Source organism: Comamonas antarctica (genome assembly GCF_013363755.1).
GTDB classification, from domain to species: domain Bacteria; phylum Pseudomonadota; class Gammaproteobacteria; order Burkholderiales; family Burkholderiaceae_C; genus Comamonas; species Comamonas antarctica.
Window position 1 is genome coordinate 1,178,776 of record NZ_CP054840.1, and the last position, 26,296, is coordinate 1,205,071.

Sequence of the window (26,296 nt, forward strand, 5' to 3'; positions counted from 1 at the left end):
GGAAAGCGGTATTGCAACAGCCTGGCAACGCATGCGGGCACAAGGGGCCTGGGCCTACGGGCTGCGCATCAGCATTGCGCTGGGATCGGTGATGGCGCTGTGCTGGTGGCAGGATCGCCTGTCCTCGGTGATCGCGCTGTTCCTGGGCATCATCGTGAGCGCGCTGGCCGAGACCGACGACAGCTGGCGCGGCCGCCTGCGCGCGCTGGCCGCGACGCTGGTGTGCTTCGCGCTGGTGGCGTTCGGCGTGCAGGCGCTGCTGCGCCAGCCGCTGGGCTTCGCGCTGGCGCTGGTGCTGTTCACCTTCGTGTTCACGCTGCTGGGCGCGGCCGGCGAGCGCTACCGCGCGATTGCCTCGGCCTGCGTCATCCTCGCGCTCTACACGGCCATCAGCATGGCGCCAGGGGCGGCCCACGTGGGGGCGGCCCACGCCGGCGCCTGGTCCGTGCCGGTGCTGCTGCTCGCGGGAGCGGCCTGGTACGGGCTGCTGTCGGTCGGCTGGTGCGCGCTGTTTCCGCATGCGCCGGTGCGTGAGAACCTGGCCGCGCTGTTCGAGCAGCTGGGCGCCTATCTGCGGCTCAAGGCCAGCCTGTTCGAGCCGGTGCGCGCCGTCGACCTCGAGCGCCGGCGCATGGCGCTGGCGCAGACCAACGGCCGCGTCGTCGCGCAGCTCAACACCGTCAAGGAAAGCCTGTTCAACCGCCTGGGGCCCAAGCCCGGGCCGGCGATCGACGGCGAGATGCTGCGCCACATGAACCTGTACTTCATTGCGCAGGACATCCACGAGCGCGCCAGCTCCTCGCACTACCGCTACAACGAATGGGCGCAGCTGCTGTTCCACAGCGACGTGCTCTACCGCTGCCAGCGCGTGCTGGGCCTGCAGGGCGCAGCCTGCACCCGGCTCGCCGAGGCCTTGCGGCTGCGCCAGCCCTTCATGCCCGACGCCGAAGGCGCGCGCGCGATGGAGGACCTGCGCGCCGCGATCGATTACCTCGCGGCGCAGCAGCAGCCCGCCTGGCAGCGCGCGCTGCGCTCGCTGCGCGCTTTGGTGCGCAACCTGAGCACGCTCGATGCGCAGCTGGCCGCGGCCGCCCACCCGACGGCGGGTGCGGCGCTGGCCGATCCGAGCCTGTTCAACCGCCGCCCGCGCACGCTGGCCGAAGCCTGGACGCGCATCCGCCTGCAGCTGCATCCCAGCGCGCCGCTGCTGCGCCATGCGCTGCGGCTGTCGCTGGCGCTGGGCGCGGGCTTTGTCGCGATGCAGCTCACCGACCCGGTGCATGGCTACTGGATCCTGCTGACCACGCTGTTCGTCTGCCTGCCGACCTATGGCGCGACGCTGCAGCGCGTCGCGCAGCGCATCCTGGGCACGGTGATCGGGCTGGTTGCGGGTTGGGCGCTGCTGCGGCTGTTTCCCGGCCTGCCCGAGCAGGCGCTGATCACCGTGGCCGCGGGCGTGCTGTTCTTCATCACGCGCACCCGGCGCTACGTCACGGCGACGGCGGCTATCACGCTGCTGGTGCTGCTGTGCTTTCACCAGACCACGGGCGACGCCTATGCGCTGATCTGGCCGCGGCTGCTCGATACCGTGATCGGCGCGGCGATTGCCGCCGCCGCGATGCTGCTGGTGCTGCCCGACTGGCAGGGCCGGCGCCTGCACCTGCTGGTCGCGCAGGCCATTGGCGCGCATGCGGCCTACCTGCGGGAAATCATGTCGCAGTACGCGAGCGGCAAGGACGACGACCTCGACTACCGCCTGGCGCGGCGCAATGCGCACAACGCCGATGCCGCGCTGTCGACCGCGCTGTCGCAGCTGCTGCTCGAGCCGCGCGCAGTGCGCCGCCATGCGCGCGTGGGCATGCAGCTGCTGCTTTTGTCGCACACGCTGCTCAACTACCTCTCGGCGCTGGGCGCGCACCGCGACAAGCTGTTCCAGGGCGAAAGCCACCCCCTGGCCGTGCAGGCCGCGCAGCAGGCCGCCGACAGCCTCGAACAAATGGCCCAGGCCCTGAAGACGCGCCAGCCCGTACCCGCCGACGACGGCCGTGCCGCCGCGCTGGGCTTGGAGCTGGAGCAGCAGATCGACACGCTGGCCGATCCCTTCAGCCCGCTGCTGCTGGTGTGCCAGCAGCTCGAGCCGTTGCGGGAGGCGTGTCTGCGCTTGCAGGGGGAGGGGGAGTGAGGGAGGCTTGCGTTCTAGGGCAGGACGTTCATCCTTCGACGCGGCCGGCGAGGCAAGCTCAGGACGAACGGGTGAATAAGCGCCACGTCCTAAAAATCCGTTCGTGGTGAGCCTGTCGAACCATGGACGGCCTGCTGTCAAATAGCGTGTGCAAGACTAGAGTGCCGCCTCGTTCACGAACACCGCTAAGCTAACGCCACCCCCAAAGCAAAAAACGCCCCGAGGCCATGCCATCGGGGCGTGAGCGAATGCAGCAGAAAGCTCAGTGCAGCATCAGCGCACCCGCATTCTTGCTCTTGCCCGCGCGGGCTGGCGGATTGCACAGGCCGCACTGGTAGTGGCGCGCGTTCTCATACGGTTCGGTCACGAACTGGCCCTTGCAGTTCGAGCAGGCGGTGCGCGTCAGCATGTTGGCGTCGACGAACTTCACCAGGCGCCAGGCGCGCGTGAACGACAGCAGCGCTTCGAGGCCGGCGGTTTCAATCTGCTCGGTGTAGAGGCGGTAGGCCTTGGTCAGCTGTTCGGCGGAGTCCAGGCTCACGCCCTTGGACAGGTATTCGTAGATGTTCAGGAACAGCGAACTGTGGATGTTTTCCTGCCAGGTCAGGAACCAGTCGGTCGAGAACGGCAACTGGCCCTTGGACGGCGACTTGCCGGCGATTTCCTTGTACAGGCGGATCAGGCGCTCGTAGGACAGCGTGGTTTCGGATTCCAGGACCTGCATGCGCGCGCCCATTTCAATGAGCATGGCAGCGCGTTCGATCTGCTTGGATTCGTTGAGGACGCTTTTGGTGGGGGCGGACATGGCGGGACTTTCGCGGCAGAAGAAGGGCGGAACGAAAAGCGCTGCTTACAGCACTTCGGAGACGCGGCTGGCCATCAGGATGTTGGCGTGCAGCGTGTTGGTGGCTTCGTTGCCGATCTTGTTGGCCGAGTGGTTGGTCAGCAGGCTCCAGACCAGTTCGTCGTCGACGCGGAAGCTGCACAGCAGCGTGTTGCGCGATGCGAGCTTGAGCACCTGGGCCGAAGACAGCGCGATCAGGATGTCGGCGGCTTCTTCGTTCAGGCCCAGACGGAACACTGCCTCGGCCTTGTCCTTGCGAATCATGGTCTGGGCCAGCATGAGGTACGTGAGGTTGGCTTCGCGGATCTCGGCAAGCAGTTGTTCGTTGGTCATGGTCAATCCTTTTCAAATCTCTCAGAACGGGAAACAGAGCACAAAAACCGCAGGTGTCTGGTGTCGCGATCTGTTGAAATGGATTGTCAAACAGGGTCAAAAAGAAATTAAGTCGGGGGACGTAGGTGCGTGGTGTCTCGTTCGGCCGGGGGGTGTGTAAGGGAAATTCCTACAAGCGCTGTCGCAGATCTGGAATTGCACACCTTGGCGTTGCTGCTGCATAGAGATGCGGGTTTGCCCTTGGTGCCGCGCCGGCCGCGGCCGGCGCTTATCCGCAGCGTTGTTTTTTGTTGTCAGCCCCGCGCCACAGGCCGCGTGGCGTCGGCGCACCATTCGCTCCAGCTGCCCGCGAACAGCGCGCTCTCGCCCAATCCCGCGACTTCCATGGCCAGCAGATTGGGCAGCGCGCTCACGCCGCTGCCGCACTGGTGGACGACGCTGGCAGCCGCGCGCTCGCCCAGCAGCTGCTCGAATTCGGCGCGCAGCAGTTCGCGCGGCTTGAACCGGCCATCGGCGCCCAGGTTCTCGCTGAACGGGCGGTTGAGCGCGCCCGGGATATGGCCGGCCACCGGGTCCAGCGGCTCGACTTCGCCGCGGTAGCGTGCCGGGGCGCGCGCGTCGATCAGCGTCTGCGTGGCCGAACCCAGGCCGCTCAGCACCGTGTCGGCGCTCACCAGGCGGCGCAGCGGCGGCTGCAGCGCGAAGCTGGTCTGGAAATGGCTGGGCTCGGCCCCCTGGTTCACCGGCTGGCCCGCAGCCTGCCAGGCCTGCAGGCCGCCATCGAGCACGGCCACGGCGTCGTGGCCTGCCCACTTGAGCATCCACCAGAGCCGGCCGCAGAAGTTGGCGCCATTGCGGTCATAGACCACGGCCTGCATGTCGTTGGAAAAGCCGATATCCGACAGCCAGACCGAGAAGCGCTCGCGGCTGGGCAGCGGATGGCGCCCGCCCGACGCGGGCTGGTCGGCCTGCAAGACCGCGACCGAGCCGTCGCTGCCGGGCATGCCATGCTTGGCGCTCAGGTCCTGGTCGAGATCGGCAAACACCGCGCCTGGAATATGCGCCTGTTCGTATTGCTGGCGCCCCAGCTTGGGCTGGCCCAGGTCGAAGCTGCAGTCGAACACCATGTGCGGCTGGCCGCTGGCTTGCAGCGCAGCCAGCTGTTCGGGAGAAATCAGGGTGGTGTAGGTGGTCTTGGGCATCGGCGTTTCCTCGGCAATGGCAGCTATGGCAGCCCCGTACTCCGGGGCCGCGCTCGATCAGTCCATTATCCGACGGCGCGAACGCCGCGCGATCAGTTGCGAGCCCTGAGCACGGTGGCGGCAATGCCGCTGCCGACGATCAGCGCCATGCCGATCCAGCCCATGGGCGGAATCACGTCGCCGAACACCAGCACGCTGTAGGCGCCGCCAAATGCAATGCCCGAATACTGCAGGTTGGCCACGACCAGGGTCGCGCGGCGCGTGGTGGCATTGGCGTAGGCGCGCGTCATGCACAGCTGGCCGCCGGCGGCAAAGATGCCGATCGGGATCAGCCACAGCGCGGGCCAGCCGGGAAAGTCCGAGATGCCGATGAACAGCATCGCCACGCCGCCGGCCAGCGCCGAGCCCAGGGAGAAGTAGAACACCACGCGCTGCTCGGGCTCGCCCAGCCGCGACAGCGCGACCACCTGCATGTAGGCCATGGCCGAGATCATTCCCGACATCAGGCCGACGATGCCGGCCAGGCCCTGCTCGGCGCCGATGCTCGGGCGCATCATCAGCACCACGCCGGCAAAGCCCACCAGCAAGGTGATGATCACCGGCATGTGCAGCGCCGGCCGCGGCGTGGCCGGGGAGGGGCGCCACGCCATCAGCGCGCCGGCCACCATGAACACCGCGATCCACAGGCTGCTCATGTAGTTGAGCGTCATGGCGGTGGCCAGCGGCAGGTGGGCAATGGCGTAGAACCAGGCCGCCATCGAGGTCACGCCGACCAGCGAGCGCCAGGCATGCATGCCCGGGTAGGCGGTGCGCAGCGACACGCCCTGGCGGCTCGCCAGCGCCCAGAGCAGCGCCATGCTGATCAGGCCCCGGTAGAAGATGATCTCAGCGGTGTTGAAGTATTCGGCCGCAAACTTGATGCTCACGCCCATCGTGGCGAAGAAAAAGGCCGCGAGCACCATCCATAGAACTTGCATACGGGAAACCAGGCGCTAAAAAAAAACTGCATGCGCTTGAGGCAGTTCAAGCGGATGCAGCGGGGGTGTCAAGGAAAGTCGGGCTCAGGGTTGCGGCTGGCCGGGGCCCAGCGCATTGCGGTACCACTCGTGAAAGTGCTGCATGCCGTCTTCCATCGGACTCTGGTAGGGGCCGACTTCATTGTCGCCGCGCGCCAGCAGCGCGCGCCGGCCGGCGTCCATGCGCTCGCCGATCTCGTCGTCCTCGATGCAGGTCTCCATATAGGCGGCCTTCTGCGCATCGACGAATTCGCGCTCGAAGGCGGCGATTTCCTCGGGGTAGTAGAACTCCACCATGTTCATGGTCTTGGTCGGGCTCACCGGGTGCAGGGTCGACACGGTGAGCACGTGCGGATACCACTCGACCATGATGTGCGGGTAGTAGGTGAGCCAGATCGCGCCGCGCTCGGGCAGCTGGCCGTTGCGGTAGTTGAGCAGCACCTCGTGCCAGATCTTGTAGACGTCGGAGCCGGGCTTGGCAAACGAGGGCGCGACGCCCACGGTCTGCACCGAGTATTCCTTCTGGAATTCCCACTGCAGGTCGTCGCAGGTCACGAAGTTGCCCAGTCCCGGGTGGAACGGGCCGACGTGGTAATCCTCGAGATAGACCTCGATGAAGGTTTTCCAGTTGTAGTTGCACTCGTGCATCTCGACATGGTCGAGCACGTAGCCGTCGAAGCTCAGCTGCGCGCGCGGGCCCATGCCGGCGAGGTCGGCGGCGATGTCGCGGCCGTTGTCCTCGAACAGCAGGCCGTTCCACTCGCGCAGGCGGTAGTTGTTCAGGTTCAGGCAGGGATCGTGGCTGAAATGCGGCGCGCCCAGCAGTTCGCCGCCGGGGCTGTAGGTCCAGCGGTGCAGCGGGCAGACGATGTTGCCGGCCGCATGGCCCTTGCCCTGGCCCTGCAGCGAGCCGCGGCCCTTGAGCATGACGGCCTGGCGGTGGCGGCAGACGTTGGAGATCAGCTCGATGCCGCCCTGCGCGTTGCGCACCAGCGCGCGGCCCTCGCCCTCCTGGGGCAGGGCGTAGTAGTCGCCGGGGTTGGGAACGCTCAACTGGTGCCCGACATAGCGCGGGCCGTTCTTGAAAATGGTATCCAACTCGCGCTGGAACAGCGCTTCGTCGAAATAGCTTGAAACTGGTAGTTGGCTTGCGGCCTGCTGCAGTTGAAGACTTAAATCAGACATGGAGGACCTGACCTAAAGACTCCCCACAGGGAGGGTGCGCGTGCGCACACGAAGAAAAAATAAAACCGGCCATGGACGCGGATCCTGCGGGACTTGCGGTGCCGGCGCGCTACGCCGGCAACACTGCAAACCCGCGGCAGATGGCCATGCGCCAGGCCGGTTTCGACGGGAATGGGATTATAGGCGGAAGGGTTATTTCCGCCCTGGGGGTGCGTGTATTGGCGGCCGTGGTGCAGGAAGCAGGCCGAGCCCGGCGGCGCTGGCTTTGTGCGGGGCTTCGCGCAGCGCCTAAAATCAAACGCTTTATCTTCTTCCGCCCGCACCCATGCCCAAGGCTTCCGCTGCCACTCCCCCCTTGTCCGAGCCCTCGAGTTACGAAGCTGCGCTGGAGGAACTGGAGCAGCTGATCGCACGCATCGAGTCGGGCCAGCTGCCGCTGGACCAGATGCTCAGCGGCTATCAGCGCGCCGCGAGCTTGCTGGCCTACTGCCGTGGCCAGCTCGATGCCGTGCAGGACCAGATCCAGCAGCTCGACGATGGCGCACTCCAGGTCTGGAGCCAGGAATGAATGCCGCGACCATGACCGATGCGGGGCTGGACCTGTCCGGCTGGATGCGCCAGCCGCTGGCCGAGGTCGAGCAGGCGCTGTCGCGCTGGGTCGGCGCGGGTGCTCCGGTGCAGCTCGGCGAAGCCATGCGTTACGCGGTGCTCGATGGCGGCAAGCGCCTGCGGCCGCTGCTGGTGCTCGCAGCCTGCGAGGCCGTGGGCGGCCTGCGCGAGGCGGCTGTGCGCGCGGCCTGCGCGGTCGAACTGATCCACGCCTATTCGCTGGTCCACGACGACATGCCTTGCATGGACAATGATGTGCTGCGCCGCGGCAAACCCACGGTGCACGTGCAGTTCGGCGAGGCCGGCGCGCTGCTGGCCGGCGATGCGCTGCAGGCGCTGGCCTTCGAGCTGATTGCACCTGCGGATGACGAGCAGGCGCAGATTCCCGCGGCCATGCAGGCCCGGCTGTGCAGCCTGCTGGCACGTGCCGCAGGCGCGCGCGGCATGGCCGGCGGCCAGGCCATCGACCTGGCCAGCGTCGGCCTGCAGTTGTCCGAGGACCAGTTGCGCCAGATGCACCGTCTCAAGACCGGCGCCCTGCTCGAAGGCAGCGTGCTGATGGGCGCCGCCTGCGGTCCTGCGGATGAAACCGCGCGCACGGCGCTGGCGGCCTATGGCGCGGCGCTGGGCCTGGCCTTCCAGGTGGTGGACGACATTCTCGACGTGGTGGCGGATTCCGCGACGCTGGGCAAGACCGCGGGCAAGGACGCGGCCAACGACAAGCCGACCTATGTCGCGCTGATGGGGCTTGACGGTGCACGCGCCTATGCCGACCGGCTGGCGGGCGAGGCGCATGCGGCGCTCGCGCGCTGCGGCCTGGCCGATACGCGCGCGCTCGCAGCCCTGGCCGACCAGGTGATCCGCCGTTCGCACTGAGCCTGCGCCGCGGCCTGCATTTGCGGGTCTTGTCGCAGGTTTCGTGTCCCGCCTGTGAGAACTATAGTAAATTGGTCTATCACATATGCGCCGCCAGCATTGGCTGCTACTAGATAAATAGCAAATGTCCACGAATTCCTATCCCCTGCTGCAGACCGTGAACAGCCCCGCAGACCTGCGCCGCTTCACGCGGCCGCAACTCAAGACGCTGGCCGCGGAACTGCGCAGCTATGTGCTCGACAGCGTGTCGCGCACGGGCGGCCACCTGAGCTCCAACCTGGGCACGGTGGAGCTCACCGTGGCGCTGCACGCGGTGTTCAACACCCCCGAGGACCGGCTGGTCTGGGACGTGGGCCACCAGACCTATCCGCACAAGATCCTCACCGGACGGCGCGACCGCATGCCCAGCCTGCGCCAGCTCGGCGGCCTGTCGGGCTTTCCGCTGCGCAGCGAAAGCGAATACGACACCTTCGGCACCGCGCATTCCTCGACCAGCATCTCGGCGGCGCTGGGCATGGCGCTGGCCGCCAAGCGCAAGGGCGAGAAGCGCCGCGCGGTGGCCATCATCGGCGACGGCGCGATGACCGCCGGCATGGCCTTCGAGGCCTTGAACAATGCGGGCGTGGCCGACGCCAATCTGCTGGTCATCCTCAACGACAACGACATGAGCATCAGCCCGCCGGTGGGCGCGCTCAACCGCTACCTGGCGCAGCTGATGAGCGGGCAGTTCTATGCCAAGGCGCGCGACATGGGCAAGAGCGTGCTCAAGCAGGTGCCGCCGCTGCTCGAACTCGCCAAGCGCCTGGAGCAGTCGGCCAAGGGCATGGTCGTGCCGGCCACGCTGTTCGAGAACTTCGGCTTCAACTACATCGGCCCGATCGACGGCCATGACCTCGACTCGCTGATCCCGACGCTGGAGAACATCAAGGGCCTCGAAGGCCCGCAGTTCCTGCACGTGGTGACCAAGAAGGGCCAGGGCTACAAGCTGGCCGAAGCCGATCCCGTGACCTACCACGGCCCGGGCAAGTTCGATCCTGAAGTGGGCATCGTCAAGCCCGCGACCCCGCCCAAGACCACCTTCACCCAGGTCTTCGGCCGCTGGCTCTGCGACATGGCCGAACACGACCCGCGCCTGGTGGGCATCACGCCGGCCATGCGCGAGGGCTCTGGCATGGTCGAGTTCGAACAGCGCTTTCCGCAGCGCTACTATGACGTCGGCATTGCCGAGCAGCATGCGGTCACGTTTGCGGCAGGCATGGCCTGCGAAGGCGTCAAGCCCGTGGTCGCGATCTACTCGACCTTCCTGCAGCGCGGCTACGACCAGCTGATCCACGACGTGGCGCTGCAGAACCTGCCGGTGGTGTTCGCGCTCGACCGCGCGGGCCTCGTGGGCGCCGATGGCGCGACCCATGCGGGCGCCTATGACATCCCGTTCGTGCGCTGCATCCCCAACATGTCGATCGCCTGCCCGGCCGACGAGCGCGAATGCCGCCAGCTGCTGAGCACCGCCTTTGCGCAGAACCACCCGGTCGCCGTGCGCTACCCGCGCGGCAGCGGCGCGGGGGTGGAGCCCCTGGCCAGCCTCGAAGGCCTGCCGTTCGGCAAGGGTGAGATCCGGCGCGAGTCGGGCCAGGTGGCCAGCGCGGGCCCGCGCATCGCGATCCTGGCCTTCGGCACCTTGCTGTATCCCGCGCTCGAAGCCGCGCAGGCATTGGACGCCACCGTGGTCAACATGCGCTGGGCCAAGCCGCTCGATGTCGAGCTGCTGCTGGAAGTGGCGGCGCGCCACGACGCGCTGGTGACGCTGGAAGAGGGCGCGATCATGGGCGGCGCGGGCAGTGCCGTGCTCGAAGCGCTGCAGGCGGCGCGCGTGCAGCGCCCGGTGCTGCAGCTCGGCCTGCCCGACCAGTTCATCGAGCATGGCGACCCGGCGCGCCTGCTGGCGCTGCAAGGCCTCGATGCCGCCGGCATCGAGCAATCGGTACGCGCGCGTTTCCTCGCGGGCTGAACGCCTCCAGCCCGTGCCCGAAGCCGCCGCGAGGCGGCTTTTTTCGCCGCTGCGGGCGCGCCAGCGAGAAAAATCTGTCGCGAATAGCGCAAAGACCGGGTTTACCCAGGAAGGTCCGCAGCAAGGGCGTTTTTACAATCTCTGACAACCAGCCACCAAGGCCGCCACCAGAGCGGCCAGGCGTTCAACCGGAGTGTTTAAATGGATCGTCGTTCTTTGATCAAGCAGGCAGGTATTGCCGGTGTCCTGGCCGCAGGTGCGGCCCCCGCAGTGCATGCCCAGGCCGCCGTGCGCTGGCGCCTGGCCTCGAGCTTCCCCAAATCGCTTGACACCATTTTCGGCAGTGCCGAGACCTTTGCCCGCACCGTCAAGGCGCTGTCGGGCGGCAAGTTCGAAGTCTCGCTGCATGCCGCAGGCGAGCTGATGCCCGCCTTCGGCGTGGTCGATGCGCTGCAAAACAGCACCATCGAGATGGCGCAGACCGCGCCCTATTACTTCACCGGCAAGAACTCCATCTTTGCGTTTGCCTGCGCCGTGCCGTTCGGCCTCACCGCGCGCCAGATGGATGCGTGGATGGAGCACGGCAACGGCCGCAAGCTGCTCGACGCGTTCTTTGCCAACTACAACATCAAGAGCTACAGCGCGGGCAACACCGGCACGCAGATGGGCGGCTGGTACCGCAAGGAGATCAAGTCGGTGGCCGACCTCAAGGGCCTGAAGATGCGCCTGGGCGGCGGCCTGTTCGGCGAGGCCATGGACAAGCTGGGCGTGGTCGCGCAGAACATGCCCGCGGGCGATGTCTACCAGGCGCTGGAAAAGGGCACGCTGGACGCCACCGAGTTCGTCGGCCCCTACGACGACCAGAAGCTGGGCTTCAACAAGGTCGCGCCCTACTACTACTACCCCGGCTGGTGGGAAGGCGGCGCCGAGCTCGGCTTCTTCGTCAACACCAAGGCCTATGCCGCACTGTCGGCCGAGAACAAGGCCATCGTCGATGCGGCCACCAAGGTCGCGGCGCGCGACATGACCGCCAAGTACGACGCCTTCAACCCCATCGCGCTGAAGAAGCTCGTGGCCGACAAGACCCAGCTCAAGGCCTTCCCCAAGGACGTCATGGACGCGGGCTACAAGTCCTCGATGGAGGTCTTCGCCGAACACGAAGCCAAGTCGGCCGAATTCAAGAAGATCCACCAGGACATGCGCGCCTTCCAGCGCGACCAGCTGCTGTGGGAGCGCTTCTCCGAGTTCCGCTACAACAGCTACATGACTTCGGTCAAGCTGTAAACAGCACACATGGCTGGCAACGCAGACGCGCTCCAGCCCATGGCACGAAACCGCTCAGGGCTGTCCACCGCTGCCCTGAACGGTTTTTTTTCGCCCTGCTGCCACCCGGTGGACAGGCTTGGTACTACAAAGGAGACATAAATTGGATCGTCGTTCCATTCTGAAGAATACCGGCATTGCCGGTGTGCTGGCGGCCGCCGCTGCCCCCGCCGTACATGCCCAGCCCGTCGTGCGCTGGCGCATCGCCTCGAGCTTTCCCAAGTCGCTTGACACCATCTACGGCTCGGCCGAGGTGTTCGCGCGCGCCGTCAAGGAAATGTCGGGCGGCAAGTTCGAAGTCACGGTGCATGCTGCGGGCGAGCTGATGCCCGCGTTCGGCGTGGTCGACGGCGTGCAGAACGGCACCGTCGAAGCCGCGCACACCGCGCCCTACTACTTCTTCGGCAAGAACGAGGTCTTTGCCATTGGCGGCGCGATTCCCTTCGGCATGAACTCGCGCCAGCTCACGGCGTGGATGGTCGACGGCAATGGCCAGAAGCTCATGCGCGAGTTCTACGCCAAGTACAACATCGTGAACTTCCTCGGCGGCAATACCGGCGCGCAGATGGGTGGCTGGTTCCGCAAGGAAGTGAAGTCGCCGGCCGACATCAGCGGCCTCAAGTTCCGCGTCGGCGGCTTTGCCGGGCGCGTGATCGAGCGCCTCGGCGGCGTGCCGCAGAACATTCCCGCGGGCGAGATCTACCAGTCGCTGGAGAAGGGCACCATCGATGCGGCCGAATGGATCGGGCCCTACGATGACCTGAAGCTGGGCCTGAACAAGGTCGCGCCGTTCTACTACTACCCGGGCTGGTGGGAAGGCAGCCTGAACCTCGAGTTCTACGTGAACCAGAAGGCGCTGGCCGCGTTGACACCCGAGCAGCGGGCCATCGTGCGCGCCGCGAGCCACGAAGCGCATGTGGTCACACAAGGCCGCTACGACGCGCGCAACCCGGGCGCACTCAAGCAACTCGTGGCCGCCAAGGCCAAGGTGCTGCCGTTTCCGCAGTCCGTGATGGATGCGTCGTTCAAGGCCACCATGGCGCTCTACGCCGAACTGGACGGCAGCAACCCGGAATGGAAGAAGATCTACGCCGATTACCGCAACTTCCAGCGCGATGAAATCCTCTGGTTCCGTTTCGCGGAGTCGCGCTTCGACAACTACATGGCGTCCCAGAAGCTCTGAGGCTCGCCGCATCCACCTCCAAGCCAGGCGTCGCCTGGCTTTTTTTATAGTGGTTGCAAGGGAAAACCCGAGCAAAATGAAGACGCGTTAATTTGTCTGTTGGTATACCATCTGACAAAAAAAGTTCAAGGAGACAGCAAGTGGATGCATGGCCTTTTGCCGGGATGAACCGCCGCTGCGCAGCACGCTGGCTGGCGTTGGGAACGTTCGTGGGCGCGGTGGGCAGCGCCTGGGCGGTCTACCCCGAGCGTCCCCTGACCCTGATCGTGCCGTTTGCCCCCGGGGGCAGCTCGGACATCATCGCGCGCACCATTGCGCCGGAGTTGAGTGCCCGGTTGGGCCAGCCCATCGTCGTCGAGAACTATGCGGGTGCGGGCGGCGTGCTGGGCATGACGCGCGCGGTGCGGGCCACGGCCGATGGCTACAGCCTGCTGCTGGGTTCGGGCTCGGAAGTGCTGATCAACAAGCTGATCAATCCCGCGCTGCAGTTCGACGGCCTGCGCGACCTCAGGCCCGTGGCCTTCGTCGGTACCGGACCGATGGTGCTGGTCGGCAAGAAGGCCCTGCCGCCCAACACCGCGAGCGAACTCGCGGCCTATGCCAAGGACCCCAAGCACCTGCTGAACTACGCTTCCGCCGGCAATGGCACGCCCATGCATGTCGCGGGCGAGCTGTTCAACCTCAAGGCGCAGACGCGGATCTCGCACGTGCCGTACCGCGGCGCCTCGCCGGCGCTGGTCGATGTGATGGGCGGACAGATCGAGCTGGGCATTGCCACGCTCACCGCCGCGCAGTCCTTCATCAAGGCCGGAAAGATCAAGGCCTATGGCGTGCTGAGCCGCGAGAAGTCGCCGCTCGCGCCCGATCTTGCCGCCATTGGCCAGACTCCCGGCCTCGAAGCCGTGGACCTGGGCGTGTGGTTCGGCCTGTTTGCGCCCGCCAAGACACCGAATGACGTGACGGCCCGGCTGGAAACCGCGGCGCGCGCCGTGCTGGCCAATCCAGAGATCGTGAGGAAGCTTGCCGAGCAGGGCGTGGCCGCCTCTGGCGCTTCGGCCGGCGAGCTCAAGGCCTTCATGGCCCAGGAAGTCGAGAAATACCGTGCCGTGGTCAAGGCCGCGGACATCAAGCCCCAGTAATCCAAAGCAACGAAGAGAGAAGAACCATGACGGACCTGCAAGAGATTGGCGTGCGCAAGATCGTGGCCTATACCGAGGAAAGCCTGATCGAGGGCGGCAAGGCCGCGGCCACGCCTTTGAGGATGTTCGGTGTCGCCGCCGTGCTGCGCAACCCCTGGGCCAGCCAGGCGTTCGAGGACAACCTCAAGCCCGAGATCCTGCGCATCGCGCCGGTGCTGGGCAAGGCACTGACCGACCGCATCGTGGCGCTGGCCGGCGATGCGGCCGTGATCGAGGCCTATGGCAAGGCCGCGGTGGTGGGCATCGACGGCGAGATCGAGCATGCCTCGGCGCTGATCCACACCCTGCACTTCGGCAATTTCTACCGCAAGGCCGTGGGCGCCAAGAGCTATCTGAGCTTCACCAATGTGCGCGGCGGCCCGAACTGCTCGATTGCGATTCCGATGATGCACAAGGACGACGAGGGCAAGCGCTCGCACTACCTGACGCTGCAGTTCGCGATCAACGATGCGCCCGGCCCGAATGAAATCGTGGTCGCCCTGGGCGCCTCGATCGGCGGGCGCCCGCACCACCGCATTGGCGACCGTTACCAGGATCTGGCCGCGCTGGGCTCCAATGAAACTGTCTAAGCCCATGGAAAGCCGCCACTTCGAGGGCACGGCCTTCCAGGTGCATGGCGCGGGAGAGGGCGCACAGATACCCATCGTGCTCATCCATGGCGTGGGCATGGACCAGCGCGCCTGGCAGCCGCAGATCGCCGCGCTCGCGCAGCACCACCGCGTCGTGACCTACGACATGCTGGGCCACGGCGAAAGCCGGCTGCCCGACGAGGGCGTGGCGCTGGCGGACTTTGCCGCGCAGCTGCTGCAACTGCTCGACCATCTGCAGATCGCCCAGGCCCACGTCGTCGGCCATTCGATGGGCGCGCTCGTGGCGCTCGAGTTCGCGCTGCGCCATCCCGAACGCTGCGCGCGGCTGCTGGCGCTGAATGCGGTGTTCCAGCGCTCGCCGGCGCAGCGCGCCGCCGTGCAGGAGCGCGCGCGCCTGCTGCAAAGCGCGGGCGTGGCGGCCACCGTGGACTCGACCATCGAGCGCTGGTTCGGCGCGCCCGTGCCGGCGCCGCTGCGCGAGATAGCGGCGCTGACCATGGACATCCTGGCGGATGTGAATGCACAGGGCTATGCGCGCGCCTACCGCCTGTTTGCGACTTGCGACGCGGTGCATGCGAGCCGGCTGCCCCAGCTGGCCATGCCGGCGCTGTTCATGACCGGGGAAGGCGATCCGAACTCCAGCCCGGCGATGTCCGAGGCCCTGGCGGCACTCGCGCCGCAGGGGCAGGCGCAGACCGTGCCCGGCGCGCGCCACATGATGAACCTGACCAATGCGCAAGAGGTCAATGCGCGCCTGTTGCGATTCATTGCCCTGCCGGCCTGAGCCCCCGTGCCTGGCCTGGCCCGCTGCCTTGGCGGGCCAGGTTTTTTTTCGCCTGCCATCCCAGGCCGACCGCCATTCATTCTTCACCCCATGACGCACTTGACCCGCCAGGAACTTCAGCAGACCCACTGCTTCATCAATGGCGCCTGGATGGGCGCCGGGCAGCAGCTGCCAGTCCACAACCCCGCCACCGGGCAACTGATCGCCCGGGTGCCGCGCTGCGATGGCACGCAGGCGCGCACCGCCATCGAGGCCGCACATGCCGCGGGCACGGGCTGGGCCGCAACGCCTGCCGGCCAGCGCGCGCGCCTGCTGCGCCGCTGGTTCGAGCTGATCGTCGCCCACACCGAGGAACTGGCACAGATCCTCACCGAGGAAATGGGCAAGCCCTTGGCCGAAGCGCGCGCCGAGATCGGCTATGGCGCGGCCTATGTCGAGTGGTTTGCCGAGGAGGCGCGGCGCATCCACGGCGACGTGATCGAAAGCGGCCGCCCTGGCAGCACCTTTGTCGTGGTGAAACGGCCGGTGGGCGTGGTCGCGGCCATCACGCCCTGGAATTTCCCCTGTGCGATGCTCGCGCGCAAGCTTGCGCCGGCGCTGGCTGCGGGCTGCACCGTGGTGGCGAAGCCCGCCGAGCAGACGCCGCTGTCGGCGCTGGCACTGGCGCGGCTTGCCGAGCTGGCGGGTGTTCCTGCGGGCGTGATCAACGTCGTGACCGGCGATCCGGTGGCCATCGGCGCGCAGCTGTGCGCCAATCCACTGGTGCGCAAGATCAGCTTCACGGGCTCGACCCATGTCGGCAAGCTGCTGATCCGCCAATCCGCGGATACCGTCAAGCGCCTGAGCATGGAGCTGGGCGGCAATGCGCCGTTCATCGTGTTCGACGATGCCGATCTCGATCTGGCCGTCACCGGCGCGATGCATTCCAAGTTCCGCAACGCGGGGCAGACCTGCGTCTGTGCCAACCGCATCTACGTGCAGGCCGGCGTTTACGACCGCTTCCTGGAAAAGTTCGTGGCGCGCGTGCGTGCGCTTACGGTGGGCAACGGCCTTGAGGCCGTCGATATCGGGCCGCTGATCGATGCGCGCGCCGTGGCCAAAGCGGCCTTGCACGTGCGCGATGCGGTGGACCAGGGCGCGCGCGTGCTGGTGGGCGGCGGCGCACATGCGCTGGGCGGCAATTTCTTCGCGCCCACGGTGCTTGCCGATGTGCGTGCGGACATGCTGATCACGCGCGAGGAAACCTTTGGCCCGGTCGCGCCGGTGATCCGTTTCGAGAGCGAAAGCGAGGTGCTGGCGCAGTCCAACGACAGCGACTTCGGCCTCGCCGGCTATTTCTATTCGGCCGATCCTGCGCGCGTGGCGCGCGTGGCCCAGGCACTAGAATGCGGCATGGTTGGCATCAACACCGGGCTCATTTCCTCCGAAGTGGCGCCTTTCGGTGGCATCAAGCAGTCGGGGTACGGGCGCGAAGGATCGCATTACGGAATCGATGACTACTTGAGCATCAAATCCCTGTGCCACGGCGATCTGAACTAGGACCTCTTTCTGTGCTTGACTCTCCCACGCCTTCGCTCAAGGTAGACCGCTCGGCCAAGACTTTGCGTGAACTGACGCTGGAGAAGATGCACGAGGCCATCTTCAGCGGCTACTTCGCGCCGGGCGAGCGCCTGGTGGAGCGCAAGCTCTGCGACCTGCTGGGCGTGAGCCGCTCGGTGATCCGCGAGGTGCTGCGCCAGCTCGAGTCCGAGGGCCTGGTCGAGACCATTGCCCAGGGGCCGATGGTGGCACGCATCGATGCCGGCCGCGCCGCGCAGATCTACGACCTGCGTGCGCTGCTCGAAGGCGAGGCGGCACGCGTGTGCGCCGAGAAGGCTTCGGATGAAACGCTGGCGGAACTCGCCGCGCTGAACCAGCATATCCAGCAGGCCTTTGAGCGCAACGAGTTCACGCTGGTCATGGCGCGCACCACGGCGTTCTACGAGCGCATGTTCCTCGGCAGCGGCCTCGATGTGGCCTGGGAGATGGTGCAATCGCTCAATGCGCGCATCAACCGGCTGCGCGCCATGACCATCAGCTCGGCCGGACGCAAGGCCGATACGGCGCGGGAAATGGCGGCGCTGGTCGATGCGCTGCTGCGCCGCGATGGCGCCGCGGCCGAACAGGCCTCGCGCGCGCACATCCAGAAAGCCGCCCAGATCGCCATTTCGCGGCTCTCCGGAAACTAAAAGCCCCTGCGGGCGAACCGGCAGGGGCTGAAGAAAGGGCAGGGCCCGGTCAGGGTTTGGCCGCGTCGCGCTGCAGCGATTCCTGCATGGCCTTGAGCGGATCGTCTTCACCAGCCGGCGCCGCGCCCTCAGGTGCAGCATCGGGGGAGGCGGCCTCGCCCGGTGCGCCAAAGGTGGGATCGTTGAAGTCCATGGCCGGCGGCATGCTGGCTTCCATTTCCAGGCGGATCTTGTCGAGGTCGTAATCGACCTTTTCATCGAGGCCGCTGGAGACGATGCCCGGGAACGCGATGATCAGGCTCACCATGACCAGCTGGATGACCAGGAAAGGTACCGCGCCGGCGTAGATCTGCATGGTGGTCACGGGCTCGATGATCTTCTTCGTGACCTTGTCGACATAGGCCTTCGCCGGCGCGACGCTGCGCAGGAAGAACAGCGCGAAGCCGAACGGCGGGTGCATGAACGAGGTCTGCATGTTCACCGCCAGCAGCACGCCGAACCACACCAGGTCGATGCCCAGCTTCTCGGCCACGGGCGCCAGCAGCGGCACGATGATGAACGAGAGTTCGAAGAAGTCCAGGAAGAACGCCAGGAAGAACACCATCACGTTGACGACGATCAGGAAGCCGAGCTGGCCGCCGGGCAGACCTGCGAGCAGATGCTCGACCCACAGCGGACCGTCGACGCCCTGGAAGGTCAGGCCGAACATGGTCGCGCCGATCAGGATGAACAGCACGAAGCACGACAGCTTGGTGGTGGACATCAGCGCCTGGCGCAGCAGCGCCATGTCGAGGCGCCGGCGTGCCATCGCCATGATCATCGCGCCCAGCGCGCCCATCGCTCCGCCTTCGGTGGGCGTCGCGACGCCCAGGAAGATGGTGCCCAGCACCAGGAAGATCAGCAGCAGCGGCGGGATCAGCACGAAGGTCACACGCTCGGCGACCTTGGACAGCAGGTTCAGGTGGGTGAGTCGGTTGATCGACGCGGCGACGAAGGCCAGCGCCACGCCGAAGCACATCGCGACCACGATGGTTTCATCGAGCGCCACGCGTTCCACCGCTTCACCGGTCCACCAGGTATGCAGCTCGGCCATGTGCTTGCCGACGAAGATCGATGCGCCCACGCACAGCACCGTGAGCACCAGCAGCGACGGCATGCCCGATTTGCCATCAGCTTCACGCAGCGTGCGTGCTTCGGGCGGCAGCGCCGGCACCATGTGCGGCTTGAAGATCGCCAGCGCGATGATGAACAGCGCGTAGAAGCCGGTCAGCATCAGGCCGGGCAGGAACGCGCCCTTGTACATGTCGCCAACGCTGCGGCCCAGCTGGTCGGCCAGGATGATCAGCACCAGCGAGGGCGGAATGATCTGCGCCAGCGTGCCCGACGCCGCGATCACGCCCGAGGCAATGCGCCGGTCGTAGCCGTAGCGCATCATGATAGGCAGCGAGATCAGGCCCATGGAGATCACCGAGGCGGCCACCACACCCGTAGTGGCTGCCAGCAGCGCGCCGACGAAGATCACCGCCAGCGCGACGCCGCCGCGCACCGGGCCGAACAGCTGGCCCACGGTGTCGAGCAGGTCCTCGGCCATGCCGCTGCGTTCGAGAATCAGCCCCATCAGCGTGAAGAACGGTATCGCCAGCAGCGTGTCGTTCTGCATGATGCCGTAGATGCGCAGCGGCAGCGCCTGCAGCAGCGCTTCGGGCAGCACGCCCAGCTCGATGCCGATGAACGCGAAGAAGAGTCCGCAGGCGCCCAGGCTGAAGGCCACGGGAAAGCCCAGCAGCAGGAAAAGAATCAGGCCCGCGAACATGATCGGGGCCAGGTTATGGGTCAAAAATTCCATGGATGTCTCCCGCGCTCAGGCGTCTTTCTTCTTGCCATGGCCTGCGAGATTGCGGATGGCTTCGGCGAGGTCTTCCTCGGCCGACTTTTCCGTCCTCTTCGCGGTCGGGTCGTCGATCAGGCCTTGCAGGAAAGCAATGCGCTTGATCAGCTCGGACCAGCCCTGCAGCAGCAGCAGCGCAAAGCCCAGCGGCAGCATCAGATAGACGGGCCAGCGGATCAGGCCGCCCGCGTTGCTCGACATCTCGCCAGTCTGGAAGGCCTGCCAGAAAAATGGAATGCCGAACCACAGCACGGCAAGCGTCACAGGCGTGAGAAAGCAGACAAAGCCGAAGACGTCGATCCAGATCTGCTTGCGCTTGGACAGGCGGCTTGCGACCACGTCGACCTTCACATGCTCGCCCTGCAGCAGCGTGTAGCCCGCCGCCAGCAGGAAGGATGCGGCAAACAAGTACCACTGCACTTCGAGGAAGGCGTTGGAGCTGGTGTTGAACACCTTGCGCACCACCGCGTTCACGCCGCTGATGACGGTGGAGGCCAGAATGAGCCAGATGACGTATTTGCCGACCTGGGTGTTAAGCCAGTCGACGCCTCGCGAAAACTTGAGTAGAGCCTGCATGGTGTCTCCAATGGAAAGGCCGTTTGTGTTGCCGGGCCGGCCGCGGGTAGCAGGCTTGCCGTAATTTTTTGCAACGACCGATTCTAAGGAGCATCTGTCAGCTAAGTAGCACTAAAAATATAGGAGTTTTACTATATTTTCAGCGGTTACAGTGCTACTGTTTTGGTAGCAATAGGGGTTTACCTTTAGCGGGTCAATTGTCGTTTTTTGGTTGCTTTTCCAGCAGTCTCAATCCAGCGCGTAGCTGGCTCTCAAGGCGTCGCTGAAGGCCGCGCTGGCGCTGAGCGTGAGTCCCAGCGTGATGCGCTGGCCGGCCGGCGCGGTCAGCTGCAGGCCGCTGCGCTCGTCGAAACCGATGGCCAGCGGCTGGCCGTTCTCGAGTTGCGCATGCAGGTTGTAGTCCCAGTCGCCGCCTTCCTCGACGGGCCCGCGCCGGCCCGCGAACGCCTGATGCGCCCAGCGCAGCAGTTGCTCGACTTCGGCCACCAGCGCCGGCAGGCGCTGTGCCGTGACGCTGGCCAGCGCATCCCAGGTGCCCGTGCCTTCATCGTCTTCGCTGTAATCAAAATCGAGATAGTCCAGTGCCATGGCCGCCTCCGCGCAAAACCGCCATTGTGGCCCGCGCGCGCTACATGGCCTTGAAGCGATGGGCGTAGAGGCGGCTCACGGCCAGCGTTTCGGCCCGGCCGCGCAACTGCAGGTGCAGCCGCCCGGCCTCGTCGCGGCGCGCGGCGGCAATGGCCGTGGCGCGCACCAGCGTGCCGCGGTGGACCTGCCAGAACTGCGCCGGGTCGAGCCGCGCGCCCAGTTCCTTGAGCGGCATGCGGATCAGATACTCGTGCTGCTGCGTGAGCACGCGCACGTATTTGTCGGCCGCCTCGAAATACAGCACCTCGTCGACCGGCACCAGCTGGATCTGCGCGCCGGCACCGGCCTGGATCACGGTCAGCGGCGGCTCTGGCCGCGACATGGGAAGCTGCGCTGCGCCGGGCAGCAACCGGCGCAGTTGCGCCATGACGCTGTCCAGGTCGCGCGGCGTGCCGCCGGCCGGAGCGTGTGGCGCGAGCCGGCGCTGAAGCCGCTCCACGGTCTGCTGCAGGCGCGCCGGCTGCACCGGCTTGAGCAGATAGTCGATGGCCTGGGCCTCGAAGGCCTGCAGCGCGTACTGGTCGTAAGCGGTCACCAGCACCAGGGCCGGAAACGGCATGCCCGCGGGCCAGGCATCGGCCAGTTCGGCCGCGGCTTCGAGTCCGCCCAGGCCCGGCATGCGGATGTCGAAGAACAGCACATCGGGCCTGAGCGCCAGCGCTTCGCGCACCGCGCTCAGGCCGTCGCCGACACTGGCGACGATTTCCAGTGCTGGCCAGGCATGCGCCAGCGCCTGCCCCAGCGCCTGGCGCAGCAGCGGCTCGTCTTCGGCAATGAGTGCGCGCGCCTGCATGTTCACGGCGTTTCCAGCGGCAAGTGGATGCGCGCGCGCGTTCCGCCCTCCGGGCGCGCCTCGAGCGCCAGCGCAGCGCGATTGCCATGCAGCGTCAGCAGGCGCTCACGCACCTGGGCCAGGCCGAAGTGCCGGCCCTGCGGCGGCTGCGCGGGCGCTGCGGCCAGGCCTGCGCCGTCGTCGTCGACTTCGAGCACCAATCCTTGGCCGTCTTGTGAAGTGCGCGCCCGCACCACGATCTCGCCGCCCGTGATCTGCGGCTCGAGGCCGTGGCCGATGGCGTTCTCCACCAGCGGCTGCAGCAGCAGCGCCGGCACCGGCGCGCAGGCCAGTTCCGGCGGCAACTCCAGCCGGTAACGCAGGCGCGGGCCCATGCGCACCGCCATCAGCGCGAGGTAGTCGCGCAGCCGCGCGTATTCCACCTCCAGCGCGTGCTGCGGCGTGCGCGCGCCATCGAGCGTGGCGCGCAGATACGCAATGAAGTGGTCCAGCATGGCTTCGGCGCGCGCGCTGTCGCTGGCGATCAGTACCCGCAGGTTGGCCAGCGTATTGAACACCATGTGCGGCTCGAGCTGCGCTTCGAGCAGCTTGAGCCGGGCTTCGGCGCTGTCGCGCTGGCTCTGCACGACGACGCGCTCGAGTTCCTGCGCCTTGCCGCGGTGGTAGAACACCAGGCACATCACGGTGCTGATCGCTGCCGTGAGCGCCAGCGTGGTCAGGCCCGTCGCGCTGGTCAGGGACTCGCCCGGTGAAAACGCTGCGCCGTCGCCGCGCAGCCGGCGGCCAATGCCACCGCCCAGCAGCGCACCCGCCGCAATGCCGGCCGCAACCAGCGCCGGCCCGCGCCAGCCTGCGGGCCAGGGAATGGGCTGATGGCGCGTGAGCAGCAGCCGGCCCAGGTCGATGACCAGCCAGCTGATCCCGCCCACGCACAGCGACATCATCAGTTGCGCCTGCCAGCGGCCCAGGCCCGCGGCCTGCAGCGCCAGCGCGGTGAGGCAGCACAGCACCGCCGTCCACAGGCCATGGAGGGCAAAGGTGCGCGCGTTGAAATGGGGCAGCAGCATGATCGCAGGCATTGTCGCGTATTGCTGTTCACTCCCGGCCGGCTTGCAGCCGCTGGCGTTCGCGTGCCAGCAGGCGCGCCTGGAGTCCGCCGCCGGGCAATGCCAGCCAGACGGCCGCGCCATGCAGCAGCAACCCCAGGCCCCAACCCAGCGCCGGGTAGATGGCCCAGTGGCGGCCCTGCTGCGCCGCGAGCGCTGCCAGCAGCAGGTTCACCAGCACATAGGCCGCGGCGTGGATCGCCCAGCCCAGCTTGGCGCCGGCACGCCGGCGCGCCAGCTGCTCCAGCGCGTCGTCGTTCGATCCGCAAGTATCGGGAAATGCCATGGCGGGTCTCCTTTCAGTCAAAGCAATGGCTTGACTGTGCGCCGCGCGCCGCGCGGTTGCCAGCGCCATGCGACGGATGGCCGGGGCGCGGCGCGAACTGCTGCCTGCAGGGCGCGGGCCGGCGGCGCACCGGCGAAGCCAGTGCCTGCTCCGGGCTATTGCGCCGCGCGTAGATAATCATTGGCTTTCAACCGCCAAACAGGACTATTCCGTGGATATCGTTTTGCTGGTCAAGGCCGCCGTCATGGGCGTGGTCGAGGGCCTGACCGAGTTCTTGCCCATCTCATCGACGGGCCATCTGATCCTGGCGGGCGCACTGCTCGGCTTCGAAGGCGAAAAAGCCAAGGTGTTCGACATCGCCATCCAGACCGGCGCGATCTTTGCCGTGATCCTGGTCTACTGGCAGAAGATCCGCAGCACCCTGGTCGAACTGCCCACGAGCCGGCAGGCGCAACGCTTTGCACTGAACGTGTTCATCGGTTTCCTGCCGGCGGTGGTGCTGGCGCTGGCCTTTGGCAAGCTGATCCAGGCGCATCTGTTCACGCCCATCGTGGTGGCAACCACCTTCATCCTGGGCGGCTTCGTGATCCTCTGGGCCGAACGCCGGCCGGCCACCAGCGTGCGCGTGCATTCGGTCGACGACATGACCCCGATGGATGCGCTCAAGGTCGGCCTGGCGCAGTGCCTGGCCATGGTGCCTGGCACGAGCCGCAGCGGCGCGACCATCATCGGCGGCATGCTGCTGGGACTGTCGCGCAAGGCGGCCACCGATTTCTCGTTCTTCCTGGCCATGCCCACGCTGATCGGCGCCGGGGTCTACAGCCTCTACAAGCAGCGCGCGCTGCTGAGCGCTGCCGATATTCCGATGTTTGCGGTCGGGCTGCTGTTCTCGTTCATCAGTGCCTGGCTGTGCGTTCGCTGGCTGCTGCGCTACATCTCCAGCAACAGCTTCGTGCCGTTTGCCTGGTACCGCATCGTGTTCGGCATCGTGGTGCTGGTCACGGCCTGGACCGGCGTGATTGCCTGGCACGGGGAGTGATGCGGGCGCGCGACTTCGACGCATTGGCAAGCGGCGCCGCGGCGGACGTCGCGGCGTTTGCGCGCTTCATCGAGCAGGGGGAAGCGCTGCTTGCCGAGGCAGCGGACGCCGGCGCCCGCGAAAGCTATGCCAGCGTCTGGTTCGACGCCGAAATCCTCAATGCGCTGGCGCTGGAGCGCTGGGAATCCGAGGGACGGCCCACCGACTGGCAGGCACCCTGGCGCGCCGATTTTCAGCACGACGCGGCGCAGGCCGTGGCGGCGCTGCGCGAAGCGGCTGCCGCGCTACGTCAGGCGTGAGAAGTAGCGCCCCGGCGGCTGTCCCAGCGCCTTCTTGAACATGGTGATGAACGCCGTCACGGAGTCGTAGCCCAGATTGCCGGCCACCTGCTGCACGGTGGCGCCTTCGGACAGCTGGCGCAATGCCACGAGCAGGTGCAGCTGCTGGCGCCAGCGGCCGAAGCTGAGCCCGGTTTCCTGCGCCACCAGCCGCGCCAGCGTGCGCTCGCTCATGGCCAGGCGCGCGGCCCACTCGGCCAGCGGGGTGCGGTCCGACGGGTCCTTGCCGAGCGCGCGCGCCATGCGGCGGATCTTGGGGTGGTTCGACATCGGCAGGTGCAGCTGCTGCACCGGCGCCTCCACCAGCAGTTCCAGCAACAGCTCGGTCACGCGCGCTGCGCTGCGCGCCGGCTGCGCGGCCAGATGCTGGATCAATTCGCGCACCAGCGGACTGATGGCCAGCGTGCAGCACTGCTGCGGCATGCGCGCGGCATCGGGTTCGATGAACAGGAAACAGATGCGCGCATTGTCGGTGGCGCGGTTGCTGTGCGGCATGCCGCCGGGAATCCACACCGCATGCTGCGGCGGCACCATCCACAGCGCCTGCGGCACCTCGCAGGTCACGCTGCCATGCAGGGCCAGCACCAGCTGGCCCTTGCGGTGGCGGTGCACGGGCTGCTCCACGTCGTTCTGCGCGATCTCGACATTGAGCGCCACGGCGGCACAGTGGTCGCCATCGGTGTCGTGGCGGCAAAGGAGGTCGGAGAGGGCGGAAGGGGTTGTCATCTTTTAGCGATCATCTGTCTTTTCTTCGATATTCAACCACGCCCGGGGTTTGTAGAGTGGAGGTCCGTCCTTCGAGCCGTACCGATGACCGCACTGACCCATCCACCGCGTGCGCGCAATGCGCTTCTTCTTGCCGCCATCCTGCTGGCTGCAGCCAACCTGCGCGTGCCCGCGACCGGGCTGCCGCCACTGCTGGGACAGATCAGTGCGCACTTCCAGCTGAGCACGGCGGCCGCAGGCGCCCTCACGGCCCTGCCGCTGCTGGCCTTTGCGCTGCTGTCGCCCTTTGCCGCGGGACTGGCGCGGCGCTGGGGCCTGGAGCGGACACTGCTGGGCGCGATGGCGGCTGTCGCGCTGGGCATTGCCGTGCGCTCCAGCGGCCTGGAATGGGCGCTTTATCTGGGCACCTGCGTGCTGGGCATGGGCATCGCGGTGGGCAATGTGCTGCTGCCCAGCCTGGTCAAGCGCGACTTCCCGGGCAGCGTGACCGCGGTGACCAGCGCCTACGCGCTGTCGATGGGCATCGTCGCGGCGCTGGGCTCGGCCGCGGCCGTGCCGCTGGCCGATGCCATCGGCTGGCAAGCGGCGCTGGCGTGCTTCATCGCGGTGCCGCTGGCCGCCATCGCGGCCTGGGCCCTGCTGCCCGGCGGCAGGGCCGTGCCCGAGGCCGCCGCTGGCGCGGCACCGGTGTCGCTGTGGCGCTCGGCGCTGGCGTGGCAGGTCACGCTCTACCTGGGCCTGAACTCGACGGTCTATTACGTGGCGATTGCCTGGCTGCCGGCGATGCTGGCCGAGGCCGGCACTTCGGCGCAGCAGGCCGGCACGCTGCATGGCGTGCTGCAACTGGCCACGGCGATTCCCGGCCTGCTGCTCGCGCCCCTGGTGCGCCGCATGCCCGACCAGCGCCTGGCGGCGGCACTTGCCGCCGTGCTGTCGACGCTGGCGCTGCTGGGCTTGTGGCTGCTGCCGGCGCTGGCTTGGCTGTGGGCGGTGCTGCTGGGCATGGGCACGGGCGCGACCTTCATCCTGGGCCTGACGTTTGTCGCGCTGCGCACGCGCGACGTGCCGCAGTCGACGGCACTGTCGGGCATGTCGCAATGCGTGGGCTATCTGCTGGCCGCGGCCGGGCCCGTGCTCATGGGCCAGCTGCACGACCTGCTCGGCGGCTGGCAGATGCCGCTGCTGCTGTGCGCGATGCTGGCCGCGGGCGCCATCGCGATGGGGGCGCTGGCCGGGCGCAATCTGCGCATTGGCGGCTGAAGCCTTGCCTATGATGCGCAATCCGCCAAGCCTGCTGCGCCCCGCAGCGCGCCGGCCTGGATTTGCATATCACT

General features: G+C 67.0%; 26 protein-coding genes. 14 read left to right on the forward strand and 12 right to left on the reverse strand.

What is annotated here, in order from left to right; all coding sequences use genetic code 11:
• The first annotated feature begins 31 nt into the window (after nucleotides 1–31).
• Complete coding sequence (gene yccS / locus HUK68_RS05545) at nucleotides 32–2,182, forward strand: YccS family putative transporter (protein ID WP_244146263.1); 2,151 nt, start codon at nucleotides 32–34, stop codon at nucleotides 2,180–2,182.
• A 262-nt stretch (nucleotides 2,183–2,444) separates the two neighbouring features.
• On the opposite strand, the gene flhC is transcribed toward yccS, so the two are convergent.
• From flhC to HUK68_RS05570, 5 genes are all read right to left on the reverse strand, one after another.
• A complete protein-coding gene (gene flhC, locus HUK68_RS05550) occupies nucleotides 2,445–2,987 on the reverse strand; it encodes a flagellar transcriptional regulator FlhC (RefSeq protein ID WP_175503293.1) in 543 nt (180 codons plus the stop codon).
• Between the two features lie 45 nt (nucleotides 2,988–3,032).
• On the reverse strand, nucleotides 3,033–3,359 hold the full coding sequence (gene flhD, locus HUK68_RS05555) for a flagellar transcriptional regulator FlhD (RefSeq protein ID WP_175503294.1): 327 nt from the start codon (nucleotides 3,357–3,359) through the stop codon (nucleotides 3,033–3,035).
• A 293-nt stretch (nucleotides 3,360–3,652) separates the two neighbouring features.
• A complete protein-coding gene (locus tag HUK68_RS05560; protein WP_175503295.1) occupies nucleotides 3,653–4,561 on the reverse strand; it encodes a sulfurtransferase in 909 nt (302 codons plus the stop codon).
• 92 nt (nucleotides 4,562–4,653) lie between these two features.
• A complete protein-coding gene (locus HUK68_RS05565; protein ID WP_175503296.1) occupies nucleotides 4,654–5,538 on the reverse strand; it encodes a DMT family transporter in 885 nt (294 codons plus the stop codon).
• An 84-nt stretch (nucleotides 5,539–5,622) separates the two neighbouring features.
• A complete protein-coding gene (locus tag HUK68_RS05570) occupies nucleotides 5,623–6,762 on the reverse strand; it encodes an aromatic ring-hydroxylating oxygenase subunit alpha (RefSeq protein ID WP_175503297.1) in 1,140 nt (379 codons plus the stop codon).
• 325 nt (nucleotides 6,763–7,087) lie between these two features.
• Between HUK68_RS05570 and xseB the strand changes: the two genes are divergently transcribed.
• The 10 genes from xseB to HUK68_RS05620 all read left to right on the forward strand — a co-directional run bounded on the left by xseB (nucleotide 7,088) and on the right by HUK68_RS05620 (nucleotide 17,562).
• Entirely contained in the window at nucleotides 7,088–7,330 is a 243-nt protein-coding gene (gene xseB / locus HUK68_RS05575) for an exodeoxyribonuclease VII small subunit (RefSeq protein ID WP_175503298.1), read from the forward strand.
• On the forward strand, nucleotides 7,327–8,247 hold the full coding sequence (locus HUK68_RS05580; RefSeq protein ID WP_175503299.1) for a polyprenyl synthetase family protein: 921 nt from the start codon (nucleotides 7,327–7,329) through the stop codon (nucleotides 8,245–8,247). The genes xseB and HUK68_RS05580 overlap by 4 nt, the downstream gene beginning before the upstream one ends.
• Nucleotides 8,248–8,371: 124 nt before the next feature.
• Nucleotides 8,372–10,255, forward strand: a complete 1,884-nt coding sequence (gene dxs / locus HUK68_RS05585) for a 1-deoxy-D-xylulose-5-phosphate synthase (RefSeq protein ID WP_175503300.1) — start codon at nucleotides 8,372–8,374, stop codon at nucleotides 10,253–10,255.
• 201 nt (nucleotides 10,256–10,456) lie between these two features.
• Nucleotides 10,457–11,539, forward strand: a complete 1,083-nt coding sequence (locus HUK68_RS05590) for a TRAP transporter substrate-binding protein (RefSeq protein ID WP_175503301.1) — start codon at nucleotides 10,457–10,459, stop codon at nucleotides 11,537–11,539.
• Nucleotides 11,540–11,681: 142 nt separating this feature from the next.
• Nucleotides 11,682–12,761: a TRAP transporter substrate-binding protein gene (locus HUK68_RS05595; protein WP_175503302.1), complete on the forward strand. Its 1,080-nt coding sequence runs from the start codon at nucleotides 11,682–11,684 to the stop codon at nucleotides 12,759–12,761.
• A gap of 140 nt (nucleotides 12,762–12,901) precedes the next feature.
• Complete coding sequence (locus tag HUK68_RS05600; RefSeq protein WP_244146264.1) at nucleotides 12,902–13,900, forward strand: Bug family tripartite tricarboxylate transporter substrate binding protein; 999 nt, start codon at nucleotides 12,902–12,904, stop codon at nucleotides 13,898–13,900.
• A 26-nt stretch (nucleotides 13,901–13,926) separates the two neighbouring features.
• Nucleotides 13,927–14,529 carry an amino acid synthesis family protein gene (locus HUK68_RS05605; RefSeq protein ID WP_175503303.1) on the forward strand — a complete coding sequence of 201 codons (603 nt, stop codon included), beginning with the start codon at nucleotides 13,927–13,929 and terminating at the stop codon, nucleotides 14,527–14,529.
• Nucleotides 14,516–15,334, forward strand: coding sequence for an alpha/beta fold hydrolase (locus tag HUK68_RS05610; RefSeq protein ID WP_175503304.1), 819 nt, complete (start codon nucleotides 14,516–14,518; stop codon nucleotides 15,332–15,334). The genes HUK68_RS05605 and HUK68_RS05610 overlap by 14 nt, the downstream gene beginning before the upstream one ends.
• A 90-nt stretch (nucleotides 15,335–15,424) precedes the next feature.
• Nucleotides 15,425–16,873, forward strand: coding sequence for an NAD-dependent succinate-semialdehyde dehydrogenase (locus HUK68_RS05615; protein WP_175503305.1), 1,449 nt, complete (start codon nucleotides 15,425–15,427; stop codon nucleotides 16,871–16,873).
• An 86-nt stretch (nucleotides 16,874–16,959) separates the two neighbouring features.
• Complete coding sequence (locus tag HUK68_RS05620; protein ID WP_175505746.1) at nucleotides 16,960–17,562, forward strand: GntR family transcriptional regulator; 603 nt, start codon at nucleotides 16,960–16,962, stop codon at nucleotides 17,560–17,562.
• Nucleotides 17,563–17,611: 49 nt separating this feature from the next.
• Here HUK68_RS05620 and HUK68_RS05625 read toward each other — a convergent pair whose 3' ends face one another.
• The 6 genes from HUK68_RS05625 to HUK68_RS05650 all read right to left on the reverse strand — a co-directional run bounded on the left by HUK68_RS05625 (nucleotide 17,612) and on the right by HUK68_RS05650 (nucleotide 22,859).
• The gene (locus tag HUK68_RS05625) at nucleotides 17,612–19,408 is read right to left on the reverse strand and encodes a TRAP transporter large permease (RefSeq protein WP_175503306.1); all 1,797 of its coding nucleotides are present in this window, start codon (nucleotides 19,406–19,408) and stop codon (nucleotides 17,612–17,614) included.
• Between the two features lie 15 nt (nucleotides 19,409–19,423).
• A complete protein-coding gene (locus HUK68_RS05630; protein ID WP_175503307.1) occupies nucleotides 19,424–20,026 on the reverse strand; it encodes a TRAP transporter small permease subunit in 603 nt (200 codons plus the stop codon).
• A gap of 228 nt (nucleotides 20,027–20,254) precedes the next feature.
• On the reverse strand, nucleotides 20,255–20,614 hold the full coding sequence (locus HUK68_RS05635; protein WP_175503308.1) for a hypothetical protein: 360 nt from the start codon (nucleotides 20,612–20,614) through the stop codon (nucleotides 20,255–20,257).
• 40 nt (nucleotides 20,615–20,654) lie between these two features.
• Nucleotides 20,655–21,467 carry a LytR/AlgR family response regulator transcription factor gene (locus tag HUK68_RS05640; protein ID WP_175505747.1) on the reverse strand — a complete coding sequence of 271 codons (813 nt, stop codon included), beginning with the start codon at nucleotides 21,465–21,467 and terminating at the stop codon, nucleotides 20,655–20,657.
• Nucleotides 21,468–21,469: 2 nt separating this feature from the next.
• Nucleotides 21,470–22,534, reverse strand: coding sequence for a sensor histidine kinase (locus HUK68_RS05645; protein ID WP_244146265.1), 1,065 nt, complete (start codon nucleotides 22,532–22,534; stop codon nucleotides 21,470–21,472).
• 28 nt (nucleotides 22,535–22,562) lie between these two features.
• The gene (locus HUK68_RS05650) at nucleotides 22,563–22,859 is read right to left on the reverse strand and encodes a 2TM domain-containing protein (protein ID WP_175503310.1); all 297 of its coding nucleotides are present in this window, start codon (nucleotides 22,857–22,859) and stop codon (nucleotides 22,563–22,565) included.
• Nucleotides 22,860–23,070: 211 nt separating this feature from the next.
• Between HUK68_RS05650 and HUK68_RS05655 the strand changes: the two genes are divergently transcribed.
• Together HUK68_RS05655 and HUK68_RS05660 are read left to right on the forward strand one after the other, a co-directional pair.
• Entirely contained in the window at nucleotides 23,071–23,898 is an 828-nt protein-coding gene (locus HUK68_RS05655; protein WP_175503311.1) for an undecaprenyl-diphosphate phosphatase, read from the forward strand.
• Nucleotides 23,898–24,197, forward strand: coding sequence for a hypothetical protein (locus HUK68_RS05660; protein ID WP_175503312.1), 300 nt, complete (start codon nucleotides 23,898–23,900; stop codon nucleotides 24,195–24,197). The genes HUK68_RS05655 and HUK68_RS05660 overlap by 1 nt, the downstream gene beginning before the upstream one ends.
• On the opposite strand, the gene HUK68_RS05665 is transcribed toward HUK68_RS05660, so the two are convergent.
• Nucleotides 24,183–24,962, reverse strand: coding sequence for an AraC family transcriptional regulator (locus HUK68_RS05665; protein ID WP_175503313.1), 780 nt, complete (start codon nucleotides 24,960–24,962; stop codon nucleotides 24,183–24,185). The genes HUK68_RS05660 and HUK68_RS05665 overlap by 15 nt on opposite strands.
• Before the next feature lie 84 nt (nucleotides 24,963–25,046).
• On the opposite strand from HUK68_RS05665, the gene HUK68_RS05670 reads away from it, so the two are divergent.
• Entirely contained in the window at nucleotides 25,047–26,222 is a 1,176-nt protein-coding gene (locus HUK68_RS05670; protein ID WP_175503314.1) for an MFS transporter, read from the forward strand.
• Nucleotides 26,223–26,296 lie beyond the last annotated feature (74 nt).

What these genes read in the sequence shown, in the direction of transcription:
- yccS (WP_244146263.1), top strand. Translation starts at nt 32, where the DNA reads ATGCGGGCACAAGGGGCCTGGGCCTACGGGCTGCGCATCAGCATTGCG.
- flhC (WP_175503293.1), bottom strand. Translation starts at nt 2,987, where the DNA reads ATGTCCGCCCCCACCAAAAGCGTCCTCAACGAATCCAAGCAGATCGAA.
- flhD (WP_175503294.1), bottom strand. Translation starts at nt 3,359, where the DNA reads ATGACCAACGAACAACTGCTTGCCGAGATCCGCGAAGCCAACCTCACG.
- HUK68_RS05560 (WP_175503295.1), bottom strand. Translation starts at nt 4,561, where the DNA reads ATGCCCAAGACCACCTACACCACCCTGATTTCTCCCGAACAGCTGGCT.
- HUK68_RS05565 (WP_175503296.1), bottom strand. Translation starts at nt 5,538, where the DNA reads ATGCAAGTTCTATGGATGGTGCTCGCGGCCTTTTTCTTCGCCACGATG.
- HUK68_RS05570 (WP_175503297.1), bottom strand. Translation starts at nt 6,762, where the DNA reads ATGTCTGATTTAAGTCTTCAACTGCAGCAGGCCGCAAGCCAACTACCA.
- xseB (WP_175503298.1), top strand. Translation starts at nt 7,088, where the DNA reads ATGCCCAAGGCTTCCGCTGCCACTCCCCCCTTGTCCGAGCCCTCGAGT.
- HUK68_RS05580 (WP_175503299.1), top strand. Translation starts at nt 7,327, where the DNA reads ATGAATGCCGCGACCATGACCGATGCGGGGCTGGACCTGTCCGGCTGG.
- dxs (WP_175503300.1), top strand. Translation starts at nt 8,372, where the DNA reads ATGTCCACGAATTCCTATCCCCTGCTGCAGACCGTGAACAGCCCCGCA.
- HUK68_RS05590 (WP_175503301.1), top strand. Translation starts at nt 10,457, where the DNA reads ATGGATCGTCGTTCTTTGATCAAGCAGGCAGGTATTGCCGGTGTCCTG.
- HUK68_RS05605 (WP_175503303.1), top strand. Translation starts at nt 13,927, where the DNA reads ATGACGGACCTGCAAGAGATTGGCGTGCGCAAGATCGTGGCCTATACC.
- HUK68_RS05610 (WP_175503304.1), top strand. Translation starts at nt 14,516, where the DNA reads ATGAAACTGTCTAAGCCCATGGAAAGCCGCCACTTCGAGGGCACGGCC.
- HUK68_RS05615 (WP_175503305.1), top strand. Translation starts at nt 15,425, where the DNA reads ATGACGCACTTGACCCGCCAGGAACTTCAGCAGACCCACTGCTTCATC.
- HUK68_RS05620 (WP_175505746.1), top strand. Translation starts at nt 16,960, where the DNA reads ATGCACGAGGCCATCTTCAGCGGCTACTTCGCGCCGGGCGAGCGCCTG.
- HUK68_RS05625 (WP_175503306.1), bottom strand. Translation starts at nt 19,408, where the DNA reads ATGGAATTTTTGACCCATAACCTGGCCCCGATCATGTTCGCGGGCCTG.
- HUK68_RS05630 (WP_175503307.1), bottom strand. Translation starts at nt 20,026, where the DNA reads ATGCAGGCTCTACTCAAGTTTTCGCGAGGCGTCGACTGGCTTAACACC.
- HUK68_RS05635 (WP_175503308.1), bottom strand. Translation starts at nt 20,614, where the DNA reads ATGGCACTGGACTATCTCGATTTTGATTACAGCGAAGACGATGAAGGC.
- HUK68_RS05640 (WP_175505747.1), bottom strand. Translation starts at nt 21,467, where the DNA reads ATGCAGGCGCGCGCACTCATTGCCGAAGACGAGCCGCTGCTGCGCCAG.
- HUK68_RS05645 (WP_244146265.1), bottom strand. Translation starts at nt 22,534, where the DNA reads ATGCTGCTGCCCCATTTCAACGCGCGCACCTTTGCCCTCCATGGCCTG.
- HUK68_RS05650 (WP_175503310.1), bottom strand. Translation starts at nt 22,859, where the DNA reads ATGGCATTTCCCGATACTTGCGGATCGAACGACGACGCGCTGGAGCAG.
- HUK68_RS05660 (WP_175503312.1), top strand. Translation starts at nt 23,898, where the DNA reads ATGCGGGCGCGCGACTTCGACGCATTGGCAAGCGGCGCCGCGGCGGAC.
- HUK68_RS05665 (WP_175503313.1), bottom strand. Translation starts at nt 24,962, where the DNA reads ATGACAACCCCTTCCGCCCTCTCCGACCTCCTTTGCCGCCACGACACC.
- HUK68_RS05670 (WP_175503314.1), top strand. Translation starts at nt 25,047, where the DNA reads ATGACCGCACTGACCCATCCACCGCGTGCGCGCAATGCGCTTCTTCTT.